Here is a 14,347-nt window from a genome sequence, read left to right as displayed (position 1 = left end):
CCGCAAATGCCGACGAACCACCGTCAAATCCGCGGGAAACCGCCGATTGGCCACACTTCAACGGTTGCATCTGCGCAGGCTGGCCCACATTCTAAAAAGCTCATCGCACAGGAGCGCCGATGCACCACACCTCCCTCATCGCGATCCTGGTGGCCGGTTTCGTCCTCGCCTTCATCTTCGGCGCGCTGGCACAGCGCCTGCGGCTGTCGCCGCTGGTCGGCTACCTGCTGGCCGGCATTGTCGCCGGACCGTTCACCCCGGGCTTCGTCGGCGATCAGACGCTGGCACCGCAATTGGCCGAGATCGGCGTGATCCTGCTGATGTTCGGCGTCGGCCTGCATTTCTCGATGCGCGATCTGCTCGAGGTGAAGGCCATCGCCCTGCCCGGTGCGATCGTGCAGATCACGGTGGCGACCTTGCTAGGCATGGGCCTGGCGCATTTCCTGGGCTGGTCACTCGGCGCCGGCCTCGTGTTCGGCCTGGCGCTGTCGGTGGCCAGCACCGTGGTGCTGCTGCGCGCCCTGGAAGAACGGCGCCTGGTGGAAACCAATCGCGGCCGCATCGCGGTCGGCTGGCTGATCGTCGAGGACCTGGCGATGGTGCTGGCGCTGGTGCTGCTGCCGGCCTTCGCCGACGTGCTGCGCGGCGACGCCGGCGACAGCGTCAACGTGTGGTCGGCGCTGTTCAAGACCTTCGCCAAGCTCGGCGCGTTCGTCGCGGTGATGCTGATCGTCGGCCGCCGGGTGATCCCGTGGATCCTCGAACGCGTCGCCGGCACCGGTTCGCGCGAGCTGTTCACGTTGTGCATCCTGGCGATCGCGCTCGGCGTCGCGTTCGGCTCGGCGGCGATGTTCGGCGTGTCGTTCGCGCTGGGGGCGTTCTTCGCCGGCATGCTGCTCAACGAATCGGAATTCAGCCACCAGGCCGCCACCGAGACCCTGCCGCTGCGCGATGCGTTCGCGGTGCTGTTCTTCGTCTCGGTCGGCATGCTGTTCAACCCGATGATCCTGATCGAGCAGCCGCTGCAGGTGCTGGCGACCTTCCTGATCATCGTGTTCGGCAAGTCGGTGGCCGCGTACGCGATCGTGCGCGCGTTCGGCAAGCCCAATTCGACCTCCCTGCTGATCTCGGCCAGCCTGGCGCAGATCGGCGAGTTCTCTTTCATCCTCGCCGGCCTCGGCCTGGAGCTGAAGGTCCTGCCCAAGGAGGGCCAGGACCTGATCCTTGCCGGCGCGCTGCTGTCGATCATCATCAACCCGCTGCTGTTCACCTGGCTCGACCGCCGCGAGGCGCGCGAGGCGGCCGCGCGCATCCCGGTGCCGGAAGAGCACGTGTTGCCGCCGATTCCCGAGGGCTTGCACGACCACACCATCCTGATCGGCTACGGCCGCGTCGGCAGCGAGCTGGGACGGCTGCTCACCGCTCAAGGCGTGCCGCTGGTGGTGATCGAGTCGGAGGACGACCGCGTCGACCGCGCCCGCGCGGCCGGCCTGCCAACCGTCAACGGCCACGCCGCCAATGAGCGCGTGCTGCAGGAGGCGTTGCCGGAGAAGGCCCACACCGTGATGATCGCCATCCCCAACGCGCTGGAAGCCGGCGAGATCATCGCCAAGCTGCGTCAGCTCAAACCGTCACTGAGCATCGTCGCGCGCGCGCACAGCGACGCCGAGGTCAAGCACCTGCTCGAGCACGGCGCCGACGGCGCGGTCATGGCCGAGCGCGAGCTGGCCCACAGTCTGGCCGAGATGGTGATGGCGACGCCGCCGTACCGTGGCAGCCGCCACCTGCCGCCGGCGACGGCCTGACGTACTGGAATGACGATGCAACCCGATCAACACGAATCCGACCAACACCAATCCAACCAACACGGTTCCAACCCGCCCGCTGACGCCGCGCAGCTCAACACAACCGAAGCGCGCATCCTCGGCAGCCTGGCCGAGAAGGAAGCGACCACGCCCGACGTCTACCCGCTGACGCTCAACGCGATCGTGCTGGCCTGCAACCAGAAGACTGCGCGCGAACCGTTCATGCAGTTGGAACCGGGCGAAGTCGGCCACGCCCTGCGCCAGCTCGAAGGCCGCGGTTGGCTGAAATCGCAGCACGGCGGCCGCGCCGATCGCTACGCGCACAAGATCGAAGCCAAGCTCAACCTGACCCGCAACCAGACCGCCCTGATCGCGCTGTTGATGCTGCGCGGGCCGCAGACCGCGCACGAGCTGCTGGCCCGCAGCGAGCGCATGGCCAAGTTCGATTCGGCCGGCGATGTCCAGTACGCGCTGGAGCGTCTGGCACAACGCGAGCCGGCGCTGGTGAGCGTGTTGCCGCGCCAGGGCGGCCAGCGCGAGGACCGCTACGCGCACCTGCTCAGCGGCGCGCCGGTGGCACCGCAGATCGCCGCATCGGTGGCGGCCGGTTCCACCAGCTTGAACGAGCGCGTCGCGGCATTGGAAGCGCGCATCGCCGAACTCGAAGCCCGGCTCGACGGGTTGGAACCGGTCGGCCCTGAACCCGTCGGCGACTGAACCCGCCCGCGGGCGCGTTACGCGACCGCGATGACGGCCACCAGCACCGCGGCCTCGACCAGCTCGGTGAGCGCGCCGCAGGTATCGCCGGTCATCCCGGCCAGCCGGCGCAGGCACGCCCGGCGCCACCACGCGAACACCAGCAGCGCAACCGCCAGCGCGATGCCACCGCGCCAGCCGAATGCGCCGCACAGCACCAGCGTAGCGACCAACGCGGCCCAACACGCCACGCGCGGCGCCGCGACCAGGCCACTGCCGAGCCCACCGCTGCGCACATAGGGCGTGCCGAGGAACGCCGTGACCAGGGCCGCGCGGGCCAGGGTCGGCGCCAGCAGCAACGCCCACCATGACGACGCGGGAATACTCGCCAGCGCGGCGAACTTGAGCAGCAACACCAGCACCACCGCGACCACGCCGACCGGGCCGCTGCGCGGGTCCTTCATGATCGTCAGGGTGCGCTCGCGGCTTTCAACCGGGTTGCCGCCGAGCCCGCCGACCCAGGCATCGGCGCTGTCGGCCAGGCCGTCCAGGTGCAGCGCGCCGGTCAGCAGCACCCACGCCACCAGCACCACCGCCGCGCCCAGCAGCGGCGGCCAGCCCTGCACCCCCCAGGCCAGCGCGCACAGCACGCCGCCGAGCAATGCGCCCACCAGCGGATACCAGGCCAGCGAACGCGACTGCACGCCGGCGACGGCGAACACCCGCGGCGGCACCGGCACCCGGGTGAGGAAACCGATCGCGGCGAGCAGCCCGTCGATCATGCCGAGGCCTGCACGCTCACTGCCTCGACCGGCGATGCAGTTTCGTCGTGGCCACGTCGCGGCCACGACAGGCGATGCAGCGAGGCGTGCGCCACGTCGATCCCGGCCATGTCGCCGAACCCGCGTCCGGCCTCGATACAACGCAGCAGGCGAATCGCGCCACCGTGGGTGATCACCAGCGTGCGCGGCCCGGGGGCGGCGTGGGTGCTGCGATCGTGGGCAATGCTGTCGAGCGCAGCACACAGGCGGATGCGGAACGCGGCGAAGGTTTCCGCGCCCGGTGGCGGGTTCACCACCGGATCGGCCCAGAAGCGGCCCAGCGCATCGCCATCGCGTTCGGCCAGGCGCTCGATCGGCACGCCCTGCCAGTCCCCGAAGTGGTATTCGGCCAGGCGCGCATCCAAACGCAATGGCAGGCCGCGCGCGGCGGCCAGCTCGCGCGCGAACGCGGCACAGCGCTGCAATGGCGACGACACGATCGCGTCCCACTCGTGGCCGACCACGGCGGCACGCAACTGCGCCCAGCCGTCATCGGTCAGGGCATCGTCGAGCTGACCGCGGTAGCTGCGCTGGCCGGTGTCGCCGTGGCGCAGCAGGTCGATGGTCGGACCTCGGCCTATGCCATCGGCATTCATGCCGTTGACATTCATGCCGTCGAAACCCCAGCCTGCGCGAACGTCGCCATCTCGTTGTGCAACGCGCAGGCCACCCGTAACAGCGGTACCGCCGCTGCCGCGCCGCTGGCTTCGCCCAGGCGCAGGCCGAGGTCGAGCAGCGGCTCGGCCTGCAGCGCGCGCAACAGGCTGGCGTGACCCTGCTCGTGCGAACGGTGCGCGAACAGCAGCCAGTCACGCACGCCCGGGTTGATCCGTACCGCCGCCAGCGCCGCAGCGGTGGTGATGAAACCGTCGACCAGCACCGGCAATTCCGCCTGCGCGGCGGCGATGAAGGCACCGGTGAGCGCGGCGATCTCGAAGCCGCCGAGGCAACGCAACTGTTCCAGGGGCGTCGCCACGGCCGCGTGGCGCGCAAGCGCACGCTCGATCACCGCGGCCTTGTGACCGATGCCGCTCGCATCCAGGCCGGTGCCGGCGCCGGCCAGGGCGATGGCGGGCTGATCGAGCAAGGCACAGGCCAGCGCCGTGGCCGCGGTGGTGTTGGCAATGCCCATCTCGCCACCGATGAACAACTGCGCATCGGCGGTGCAGGCGGCCGCGACACTGGCCGCGCCGGCGGCGAGTGCCTGCTGCAGCTGCACCTCGCTCATCGCCGCGCGCTCGCAGATATTCGCCGTCGCCGGAGCGATGATCGCGCGCCGCACCGACGGGATTTCGCCCGGATCATTCACCGTGCCGAGATTGACCACCTCCAGCGTCGCCCCCAGCGCACGCGCGAGCACGCTGATCGCGGCGCCGCCGCCGGCGAAATTGCGCACCATCTCGCCGGTCACCGCCTGCGGGAACGCCGACACGCCTTCGGCGGCGACACCGTGATCGGCGGCGAACACGCTGATCCAGACGCGGTCGAGCGCCGGCCGCGGATTGCGCTGCAAAGCCGCCAGCCGCACCGCGGCCGCTTCGAGCAGGCCCAGCGAACCCGGCGGCTTGGTGAGCTGCGACTGGCGCGCCAACGCCTGCGCCTCGTGGTGGGGATCGATCGATGCGCAGGCATCGAACAACCAGTCGTGGTTCATGGCAGGGTTCCCTTGAGGGCCAGCGGCAATCCGGCCGCGGTGAAGATCACGCGCTCGCACTGCGTGGCCAGCGCCTGATGCAGGCGACCGGTCTCGTCGACGAAGCGGCGGCTGAGTTCGCCCATCGGCACGATGCCCAGGCCGACCTCGTTGCTGACCAGCACGATCTCGCCGGGCAGTTGCGGCAAGGTCGTAAGCAACGCCTCGCGTTCGCGTTCGAAGACAGTGGCGTCGTCAGCGCCGAGCAGGTTGCTGAGCCACAGCGTCAGGCAGTCGACCAGCAGGCAGCGGCCGACGCCCGCATGCGCGCGCAACGCGTCGGCCAATGCCAGCGGCTCCTCGACGCAGCCCCAGTGCGCGGGACGCCGCGCGCGATGGTGCGCGATCCGCGCCGCCATCTCGCCGTCGCGACGCTCGGCGGTGGCGATGTAGACGACCTCACGCCCGGATTGGGCGGCGAGGCGTTCGGCCAACGCGCTCTTGCCCGAGCGCGCGCCACCGAGGATCAGGCTGCGCATGTTGCCTCCACTCCCATCAATCGCGACAACGCGACCGTATCAAGATGCGCCTCGACCGCATCCGCCAGGCGCTCGATGCTGGCCTCGCGCAGCGCGTGCATGTCGACGGCAGCGGCCTCGCGCAATCCGGCCCAGGCCAACACCTCGGACAACGCCTGCGGCGCATCGAACAGGCCGTGCAGATAGCTGCCGAGCACCTGGCCGTCGGCCGACAACGCGCCATCAGGGCGACCCTCGTCGAGCCGGGTCGAGGGCGTCGCCATCGCCGGCCCATGGCTGACGCCGCAGTGGATTTCGTAGCCGCGCACTTCAGCCTCTGCAAACGCAAGCTGGCCGCGTACGTTGCGCAGTTGCTTGCCGGCCTCCAGCGTTGTTTCCAGATCGAGCCAGCCCAGGCCGTCGCTCGATCCCGCTTCGCCCTCGATACCGAGCGGATCGTGCACCGCGCGCCCGAGCATCTGCAGCCCACCGCAGATGCCGATGACCTTGCCGCCATAACGCAGGTGCCGGGCAATCGCCGCCTCCCAGCCGTGTGCACGCAACCAGGCCAGATCGGCGCGGGTCGACTTGCTGCCCGGCAGCACGATCAGGTCGCAGGCCGGCGGCGCCTCGTTCGGACCGACGAACTGCAACTCGACCTGCGGGTGCACGCGCAAGGCATCGAGGTCGGTGTGGTTGCTGATTCGCGGCAGCGCTGGCACCGCCACCCGCAGCCGCGCCTGCGGCTTGGCTTCCACGCCACGCGGGAGTGCGTCTTCGGCCTCCAGGTGCAGGCCATGCAGGTACGGCAGCACGCCGAGCACCGGCTTGCCGGTTTCGCGTTCGAGCCAGTCCAGGCCCGATTGCAGCACGGCGATGTCGCCGCGAAAGCGGTTGATGACGAAGCCGGCCACGCGCGCACGCTCGCTTTCGGACAACAGCGCCAGGGTGCCGACCAGGTGCGCGAACACGCCACCGCGGTCGATGTCGGCGATCAGCACGACCGGGCAATCGACCGCTTCGGCGTAGCCCATGTTGGCGATGTCGCGGTCGCGCAGGTTGATCTCGGCCGGGCTGCCGGCGCCTTCGACGACCACCGCGTCGTACTGCGCCGTCAGCCTCGCGTGCGAGGCCAGCACCGCGTCAAAGGCGATGCGTTTGTAGTCGTGATAACACACCGCGTCCATGTTGCCGATCGCGTGGCCGTGCACGATCACCTGCGCGCCGATGTCGCTGTTGGGCTTGAGCAGCACCGGGTTGAAGTCGGTGTGCGGCGGCAAGCCGGCGGCCTGTGCCTGCACCGCTTGGGCGCGGCCGATCTCGCCGCCATCGACGGTGACGGCCGAGTTCAGTGCCATGTTCTGCGGTTTGAACGGCGCCACCGCGACACCGCGACGTTGCAGCCAGCGGCACAACGCGGTGACCAGCGCACTCTTGCCGGCATCGGAGGTGCAGCCCTGCACCATCAGCACGCGCGCGCTCATCGCAACACCTCGGCCAGGGCCGCGTCGAGCCGCGCCAATTCCGTTTCGTCGGCCGGCAACCCGAAGCGCAGGCTGGGCGGCTCCTCGAACAACCGGGTAAAGATAGCGCGCGTGGCCAACGCTTCGTGCAGCGCGACGGCATCGTCGCGACGGCACCAGTGGAAGAACGCCGTGCTGGCGGTCGGCCTCAGTCCGTGCCCGGTCAGCACGTCTCGCAGGCGCGCGCTGGCCGCGTGCAGACGCCCGGATGCCTGCAACTGCCAATCGCGATCGGCCAAGGCCTGCTTCAGCACGAAGCGCGACGGGCCGGTCAGCGTCCACGGCCCCAGCTGCTCGCACAGCGCCGTGAGCAAAGCCTCGCCGGCACAGGCGAAACCCGCGCGCGCACCGGCCAGGCCGAAGAACTTGCCGACCGAGCGCAGCACGACCAGGCCTTCGCGTTCGCTGTCGGCGCACAGGCTGTGCTGCGGGGTGGCATCGATGAAGGCCTCGTCGACGACCAGCCAGCCGCCGCGAGCGGCCAGCGTCGCATGCAGGCGCAGCAGCGCGTCGCGCTCGAAAATGTCGCCGCCCGGGTTGTTCGGATGGATCAGAACGATCACGTCGAAGCGCTCGGCTTGCGCGATCAGTTCTGCCGCCGCCAGCAACTCGACCGCATGCCCGGCGCGGCGCCAGGCCTGCGCATGCTCGGCATAACCGGGGGCCAGCACGCCGACACGCGAAGGGGCGCGCAGCGTGGGCAAGGCCTGGATCGCCGCCTGCGAACCGGCGACCGGCAGCAACCGTGGCGCACGGTAGTAATCGCGCGCGGCCTCGATCAGGCCGTCGTCATCCTCGGGCAGGCGATGCCAGGTCGAAGCCGGAATCGCCGGTACCGGCCAGGCGAACGGGCTGACGCCAGTCGACAGGTCGAGCCAATCCCGTGGCGCGATGCCGTAGCGTTGCGCCGCACGCAGCAGGCGGCCGCCGTGCTCAAGCATGCAGCCACCGGTGAGCGACCAGCACCAACGCGCACCACACGCCCAGCCACAGCAGCACGCCGTCGCGCACCAGTTTCAAGGCTCGCGTGATCGAATCGGCGCCCGGCGCCGCGCCTGCGCCCAGCAGTGGACGCAATTCCCAGACACCGTGATACGGCGCCGCGCCGCCCAGCTGCACGCGCAATGCCCCCGCGCCCGCGGCCATCACCGGGCCTGCGTTCGGGCTGTCCCAGGCCGGTGCCTGCATGCGCCAGCAGCACCATGCGCGTGTCGTGTCCCCGAGCAAGGCATAGGTCAGCGCGGTCAATCGCGCCGGGATGTAGTTGAGTGCATCGTCGATACGCGCCGCAGCCCAGCCGAAGTTTTCGTAGCGCGGAGTGCGGTAACCCCACATCGCATCGAGCGTGTTCGCCAGCCGGTACAGCACCACACCCGGCGCGCCGAGCACGGCGAACCAGAACAACGCACCGAACACCGCATCGCAACCGTTCTCGAGCACCGACTCGGTCGCCGCCGCGGCGACTTGCGACTCGTCCAGTACCGCGGTGTCACGGCTGACCATGCGCCCGACCGCTTCACGCGCCGCGCCGAGATCGCCCGCCTGCAAGGCCTGCGCGACCGGCCGGGCGTGCTCACCGAGGCTGCGGTGGCCGATCGCCAGGTACAGCACGCCTGCCCCCAGCGCAGCCGCGAGCCAGGGCGAGGCAGACCGCGCCTCGTACATTGCCCACCACGTGATCGCCACCACCGGCAGCACCGCGCACGACCACGCCAGCACGCCGGCGATCCGCCGATCGGCGTACCCGCGCGCTTCGATCGCGCGCGCCATGCGACCGAACGCGACCAGCGGGTGCGCGCGTCGCGGCTCGCCCAACGTGGTGTCGAGCGCCACCGCCGCCAGCGCGACCAGTGCGCCGCCGGCGAGCGCTGCGCTGACGACCGCTTCACTCACGGCAGGAACAGGCGCGTCGCCGCGTCCGGGTTCGACGGGAAATAGAAATGCACGAAGCTCGCGGTCATGCGCCGATCACGGTAGACCGCCTCGGCGCTGGGGCCGCCGTTGGGGTTGCTGGCCTTCGCCAGCGGCGCCGCCGGGATTTCGGCGCGGGCGTAATGGAAGGTGTGGCCACGCAGGACGCCTTCGGGCAATTCGATGCCCTGCAGGCCGAGCGCCGCCAGCCGCGGTTGCAACGCCGCGCGCCCGGCCAGCAGACCAGCCATCGGCGCTTCGTGGCCGTCGCGATCGGCCAGCGCGTCCAGCGCATAGAGCAGGCCGCCGCATTCGGCCAGCAGCGGCTTGCCGGCGTCGCGGTGGGCGTGCAACGCGGCGCGCAGGTCGGTGCGCTGCGACAGCGCCTGCAGGTGCAGTTCCGGATAACCGCCGGGCAACCACACCGCATCGCATTCGGGCAGCGCCTCCCCGGCCAGTGGTGAGAAGAAGCGCAGCTGCGCGCCGGCCGCGCGCAGCAGGTCAAGGTTGGCCGGATACAGGAAACAGAACGCGGCGTCGCGCGCGACCGCGATGCGCACGCCGTCGAGATTGCGTGCGATCGACGCCGCCTCGGCCGGGGCGGAAAACGCTACGGGCGGCGGCAACGCGGTGGCCGCGTGCTGCGCCCAGGCATCGGCCAGCGCGTCCAGGCGTGTATCGATGTCGCCCAACTCACTCGCCGAGACCAAGCCGAGGTGACGCTCGGGCAAGGCCAGCGCGGGATCGCGCGGCAAGGCGCCGAGCCAGTGCAGATCGGCCGGCAGGCTCTCACGCAGCAGCTTGGCGTGGTGCGCGCTGCCGATGCGGTTGGCGGCGATGCCGTGCACGGCCAGGCCGTCGCGATAGCGCGCTAGTCCGGTCGCGAGCGCGCCGAAGGTCTGTGCCATCGCCGAACCGTCGATCACCGCCAACACCGGCAGGCCCAGCGCCTGCGCTAGGTCGGCGCTCGACGGCGCGCCATCGAACAGCCCCATCACGCCTTCGACCAGGATCAGGTCGGCCTCGCCCGCGGCTTCATACAGGCGCGCGCGCACGTCGGCCTCGCCGGTCATCCACAGGTCCAACTGATAGACCGGCGCGCCGCTGGCGCGCTCCAGCACCATCGGGTCGAGGAAGTCCGGGCCGGTCTTGAACACGCGCACGCACCGGCCCTGACGCGTGTGCCAGCGCGCCAGCGCGGCGGTGACGCTGGTCTTGCCCTGCCCCGAGGCAGGCGCCGAAACCAGCAACGCAGGACAGTGGCGCGACGTATTCATCTGCTTGCCAATCCCTACAACTCGATACCGTTCTGGGCCTTGATGCCGGCCTTGAACGCGTGTTTGACCACGCGCATGTCGGTGACCGTATCCGCCGCTTCGATCAACGTGTCGGGCGCGCCACGACCGGTGATCACCACGTGCTGGCGCTCGGGCCGTGCCGCCAGCGCGACCAACACCTGGTCGAGTACCACGTATTCCTTGGTCAGGGCGATGTTGAGCTCGTCGAGCAACACGAAGTCGTAACCGGGGTCGGCCAGCATCCGCGCGGCCACGTCCCAGGCGGCCTGGGCCGCGGCGATGTCGCGCGCGCGGTCCTGGGTTTCCCAGGTGAAGCCCTCGCCCATCACGTGGTAGTCGAGTTCGTCTTCGAAGCGGCGGAAGAACGCCTCTTCGCCGGTCGAGAAACTACCCTTGATGAACTGCACCACGCCGCAGCGGAAGCCGTGGCCGAGCGAACGGGCGAGCATGCCGAAGCCCGAGGAACTCTTGCCCTTGCCGTTGCCGGTGTTGACCACCACCACGCCGCGATCGATGGTGGCGCGGGCGATGCGGCGATCGACCAGTTCCTTCTTGCGCTGGGCGCGCTCGCGGTAATGCTCATCCTCGCTCAGGCCGAGGCACTCGGAGCCGCGGCTCATGCGCGTGCGCCTGTCTGCGCGCTGCTGCGCGCGTTCAGTGCACGCAGCAGCGCATACAACGCGAACGCGGCACCGACATAACCGGCCAGCGTACCCAACGCGCGCGGGTAGTACTGCGGGATGCGCGCGACGAAGCCAGCAAGGTCCGCGTCCGGGTAACGTCCCGAGAAGAAGTAGAAGCCGCCCTTGGACAACAGGTACGCCACGGTTGCGGTCATCACCAGCGCAACCGCCAGCCGTGGCACCGTGGCCCAGCGGTCGACGTGGACGCGGCGCGCGTAGACGTGGCCGCCCAGCCACAGTGCGGCGTAGGCGAACGCCAGCGCCCAGTATGCCGGTGACAGGCACCAGTCGCTGATCGTGCCCGCCGCCAGGCTGCCGAAGTCGATCAGCGACGACAGCACGAACAACGCAGGCAGCGCCCACATCGGCCGCAGCAGCGCGCCGGCGAGGAAGAACACCGCCCACGAGGCGCTCGGCAACGCGTTGACGCTGGCGAAATGCTGGCCACGCGTGCAGATCATCAATGCGGCCAGCGCCAGGCCGACCAGTATCTGGCTGCGCGCCGATTGCAACGGCAACGACGAGGTCGCTGGCATGGACTTGATACGCGACATGACCTGCTCCCGGAAGTGGATCAAACGCCGGCCGGCCACTGGCCGATGCGCCCGCGCAGCGCCCACGCCACCAGCGCATGCACCGCCAGCGCCACGACGATGTAGGCCATCGTCGTGCGCACGAACAACGGGCCCCACTGCCAGGCACGCGCGAGGTACTCGGCAAAGTGCGGCTCGGCGTAACGCCCGCCGAGCCAGTAGAACGCACCGTTGGAGATCGCGAACGACAGCGACGCGCTGACCAGGCCAACACCGGCCGCGCCCAGCATGGGGGCCCAACCGACTTGCAGGCGATCGGCATACAGCCGGCCGCCGTACCACAGCACCGCATAGGCCGGCAGCAGGAACGAGTACGCCGGGGTCACGCAGAAATCGCTGACGCCGGCGTAGTCGATCGCGATCCAGTCGATCACCACCGCCAACCCCAGGTAGGCCGCGAACTGCCAGTGCTTGCGCAGGTACAACCCGCCGAGGAAGAACAACGCCATCGACGCATCCGGCAGATGGATCACGGTACCGAAATGGTGGAAACGCGTGGCGATCATCAGCGTCGCGAACGCGACGAACAGACCGAGGTTGGCGGGTCGGGTCAACGGCTTCATCGGTGGCCTCGTGGTGGTGGTGGCGAATGGACGCCCGCTCAGCGAGCGGGTCGGTAACGCAGGGTCAGCAGGTAGTTGCGGCCGGGCTGGTTGTAGAGCGCAGCGGTTTCATACTGCTTGTCGAACACGTTGTTGGCGGCCAGCTGCAGGTTCCAGTCCGTATTGAACGCATAGCCCACGCGCAGATCGGTGAGGCCGTAGCCGCCCAGGCGCGTGGTATTGGACAGGTTGTCGTAACGCTCGCCGGCGCCGGTCACGCTGGCACCGATGCTGAAATCGCCAAAACGACGGTCGGCATCGACACGGCCGCTCTGGCGCGCGCGCCGCGGCAGGATGTTGTCGCGGTTGCGGTCGTTGCCGTCGTTGCGCGGGTCCAGCCAGGTGGCGCTGGCGCGCAGGTCCCAACCGACGAGCGTGGTATCGGCGGCCGCCTCGAAGCCCTGGATGCGGGCACGGTCGATGTTGTTGGGGCCGCCGAAATCGCCGAGGGTCACGTCGTAGGCAATCATGTCGTCGATCCTGGTATCGAACGCGTTGAGCGACCAGCCGTGCTCGCCGCGCAGGCTCAGCTCGAAGCTCTTCGAGGTCTCCGGCTGCAGTTCGGGATTGCCGTAACCGGGGAAATACAGCTCGTTGAAGGTCGGCGCCTTGAACGCACTGCCGTAGCTGGCGCCCAGGCGCAGTGCGTCGGTGAAGTCCCAGCCCCACAACACGCTGCCAGTGGTCTGGCCGCCGAACTGGCTGTCGTCGTCGCGACGCAGGCTGGCCTGCAACGACTGCGCGCCGAAGCTCTGCTGCCACTGGCCGAACAGGCCGCGGTTGATGCGCTGGTCGCGTGCATAGCGGGTGTTGCTGTCGACCTCGTCGCGCTGCCAGTCGTAGCCGAAGCTGAGCAGACCGGTGCCGGCACCGATGTCGGCCTGCAGCGAACCCAGCTCGCGGCGCGTATCGAAGTTGGACGAGTACACGCCGTTGAGATAGTTCTCGCTGAGGTCGGCGCTGCTGCCCAGGCTGGCGGTCAGCTTGAGGCGTTCGCTCGGCGTGTAGCGCACGCGGCCACCGAGCACCTGCTGCACGGTGTCGGCCTCGTTGTTGAGGCTGCCGTCGTATTCGTTGTAGCCCTCGGCTCGGAACAGGCGCGCTTCGGCGTCCCATTGCGGGCTGAAGCGGTAGCCGCCCTGCACGGTCGCCGAGTTGTTGCGGTAGCCGTCCTTGTCCGGATCGAAATTGCGCGTGCCGCGGTAAGCGTTGATGCCGTCGATGTTCTCGTGGGCAAGATTGACCGAGTACCAGCCCCCGCGCTCGTCAACGCTGCCATTGCCGCGACCGGCGACGCCGGCGGCCAGGCGCTGGCTGGCATAGCTGCCGATACCGGCGCTGAGCGTCGGTGCGAACGCACCCTGCGGCTGTCGGGTGAAGATCTGGATCACGCCGCCGAGCGCTTCGGAGCCGTACAGGCTGGAGAACGGCCCGCGCACGATCTCGACGCGTTCGATCTGCTCGACCGGGATGTCCTGCAGCGACGCGCCGCCGCTGGTGGCCGAGCCGATCTTGATGCCGTCGACCAGCACCAGCACGTGGTCGGACTCGGTGCCGCGCAGGAACAGCGAGGTCGCCTTGCCAGGACCGCCGTTGTTGGCCAGCGAAATACCGGCGCGGCCGCGCAGCAGGTCGGGCAGCGAGTTCGGCTGCAGGCGTTCGATTTCGCTGCGATCGATCACGGTGATCGCGGCCAGGGTCTGGTCCTGGGTCTGCGCGGTGCGCGTGGCGGTGACGACAACCTGGTCGAGGTCGGTGGCGGCGCCTTCGGCCAAGGCCGGGGCGGTGATGACGAACGACAGCGCGGCCGCCAATGCGGATTGGCGGAAAGACAAACGGTACGAATTCACGAACAACACTCCTTGGCCGCGCCTGCCCGCGCGGAATCGATGGCTAAGGACAGGCGGAAGGAGGTCTGGATGCGACACGCGCCAGGCATGCGCCCCATGACATCGCCCACCGCGTGTCGGGTCGCACAAAGGCCGGTCTCCGGGCTCGCGAGTGAAGGTCAAGCCGTGAAAGGGCTTGCAGCCTTCCGGTCCGCGCCTTCCCATGCGTGTGCACAGTGGCGGTGATGCGGATCGTTGTCTCGCCTACCGTTGCGGGGGCAGCTCCGGAATTGCCGGCCGTGCATGCACGACCAAAGCGCACCGGATTCCCGTTTCAACCGCTGGCCAGGCCAGCGGTCACCTCAGGCTCGCGCATCTTAGCAGCTTCATCACGGCGCGCTCTTCCGCGGCGATGGCCGTTCGGCCTCTGCCACG

At 69.4% G+C, this 14,347-nt stretch carries 14 protein-coding genes and 1 riboswitch; of the genes, 2 read left to right on the top strand and 12 right to left on the bottom strand.

The annotated features are described in order from the left end of the window. Positions 1 to 119 precede the first annotated feature (119 nt). Positions 120 to 1,805, top strand: a complete 1,686-nt coding sequence (gene ybaL / locus ACFOLC_RS11395; protein ID WP_386759367.1) for a YbaL family putative K(+) efflux transporter — start codon at positions 120 to 122, stop codon at positions 1,803 to 1,805. 15 nt (positions 1,806 to 1,820) lie between these two features. Beyond that, a complete protein-coding gene (locus ACFOLC_RS11390; protein ID WP_386759366.1) occupies positions 1,821 to 2,522 on the top strand; it encodes a YceH family protein in 702 nt (233 codons plus the stop codon). A gap of 17 nt (positions 2,523 to 2,539) precedes the next feature. Here ACFOLC_RS11390 and ACFOLC_RS11385 read toward each other — a convergent pair whose 3' ends face one another. From ACFOLC_RS11385 to btuB, 12 genes are read right to left on the bottom strand one after another with little or no spacing between them, the layout of a single operon-like run. Continuing rightward, positions 2,540 to 3,283, bottom strand: coding sequence for an adenosylcobinamide-GDP ribazoletransferase (locus ACFOLC_RS11385; RefSeq protein ID WP_386759365.1), 744 nt, complete (start codon positions 3,281 to 3,283; stop codon positions 2,540 to 2,542). After that, positions 3,280 to 3,933, bottom strand: coding sequence for a histidine phosphatase family protein (locus ACFOLC_RS11380; protein ID WP_386759364.1), 654 nt, complete (start codon positions 3,931 to 3,933; stop codon positions 3,280 to 3,282). The genes ACFOLC_RS11385 and ACFOLC_RS11380 overlap by 4 nt, the downstream gene beginning before the upstream one ends. Continuing rightward, entirely contained in the window at positions 3,930 to 4,976 is a 1,047-nt protein-coding gene (gene cobT, locus ACFOLC_RS11375) for a nicotinate-nucleotide--dimethylbenzimidazole phosphoribosyltransferase (protein WP_386759363.1), read from the bottom strand. Before cobT ends, ACFOLC_RS11380 begins: the two co-directional genes overlap by 4 nt. Then, a complete protein-coding gene (cobU, locus tag ACFOLC_RS11370; protein WP_386759362.1) occupies positions 4,973 to 5,494 on the bottom strand; it encodes a bifunctional adenosylcobinamide kinase/adenosylcobinamide-phosphate guanylyltransferase in 522 nt (173 codons plus the stop codon). Before cobU ends, cobT begins: the two co-directional genes overlap by 4 nt. Then, positions 5,482 to 6,957 (bottom strand): cobyric acid synthase, encoded by a 1,476-nt coding sequence (locus tag ACFOLC_RS11365; protein ID WP_386759361.1) that lies wholly within the window; start codon positions 6,955 to 6,957, stop codon positions 5,482 to 5,484. The genes cobU and ACFOLC_RS11365 overlap by 13 nt, the downstream gene beginning before the upstream one ends. After that, complete coding sequence (gene cobD, locus ACFOLC_RS11360; protein WP_386759360.1) at positions 6,954 to 7,937, bottom strand: threonine-phosphate decarboxylase CobD; 984 nt, start codon at positions 7,935 to 7,937, stop codon at positions 6,954 to 6,956. The genes ACFOLC_RS11365 and cobD overlap by 4 nt, the downstream gene beginning before the upstream one ends. Beyond that, entirely contained in the window at positions 7,930 to 8,847 is a 918-nt protein-coding gene (cbiB, locus tag ACFOLC_RS11355) for an adenosylcobinamide-phosphate synthase CbiB (protein WP_386759424.1), read from the bottom strand. Before cbiB ends, cobD begins: the two co-directional genes overlap by 8 nt. Before the next feature lie 38 nt (positions 8,848 to 8,885). Beyond that, positions 8,886 to 10,184 carry a cobyrinate a,c-diamide synthase gene (locus ACFOLC_RS11350; RefSeq protein WP_386759359.1) on the bottom strand — a complete coding sequence of 433 codons (1,299 nt, stop codon included), beginning with the start codon at positions 10,182 to 10,184 and terminating at the stop codon, positions 8,886 to 8,888. 14 nt (positions 10,185 to 10,198) lie between these two features. After that, positions 10,199 to 10,825, bottom strand: a complete 627-nt coding sequence (cobO, locus tag ACFOLC_RS11345; protein ID WP_386759358.1) for a cob(I)yrinic acid a,c-diamide adenosyltransferase — start codon at positions 10,823 to 10,825, stop codon at positions 10,199 to 10,201. Next, positions 10,822 to 11,424: a hypothetical protein gene (locus tag ACFOLC_RS11340; protein WP_386759423.1), complete on the bottom strand. Its 603-nt coding sequence runs from the start codon at positions 11,422 to 11,424 to the stop codon at positions 10,822 to 10,824. Before ACFOLC_RS11340 ends, cobO begins: the two co-directional genes overlap by 4 nt. A gap of 38 nt (positions 11,425 to 11,462) precedes the next feature. Continuing rightward, positions 11,463 to 12,044 carry a hypothetical protein gene (locus ACFOLC_RS11335; protein WP_386759357.1) on the bottom strand — a complete coding sequence of 194 codons (582 nt, stop codon included), beginning with the start codon at positions 12,042 to 12,044 and terminating at the stop codon, positions 11,463 to 11,465. Between the two features lie 38 nt (positions 12,045 to 12,082). Further along, positions 12,083 to 13,933 (bottom strand): TonB-dependent vitamin B12 receptor, encoded by a 1,851-nt coding sequence (gene btuB / locus ACFOLC_RS11330; RefSeq protein ID WP_386759356.1) that lies wholly within the window; start codon positions 13,931 to 13,933, stop codon positions 12,083 to 12,085. Between the two features lie 113 nt (positions 13,934 to 14,046). Further along, positions 14,047 to 14,292, bottom strand: a riboswitch (cobalamin riboswitch). Positions 14,293 to 14,347 lie beyond the last annotated feature (55 nt).

The organism is Lysobacter cavernae (assembly GCF_042648505.1).
Classification (GTDB): domain Bacteria; phylum Pseudomonadota; class Gammaproteobacteria; order Xanthomonadales; family Xanthomonadaceae; genus Lysobacter_L; species Lysobacter_L cavernae.
The sequence above is the reverse complement of the archived record's forward strand: the minus strand, read 5'-3'. Positions and strand labels throughout refer to the sequence as shown.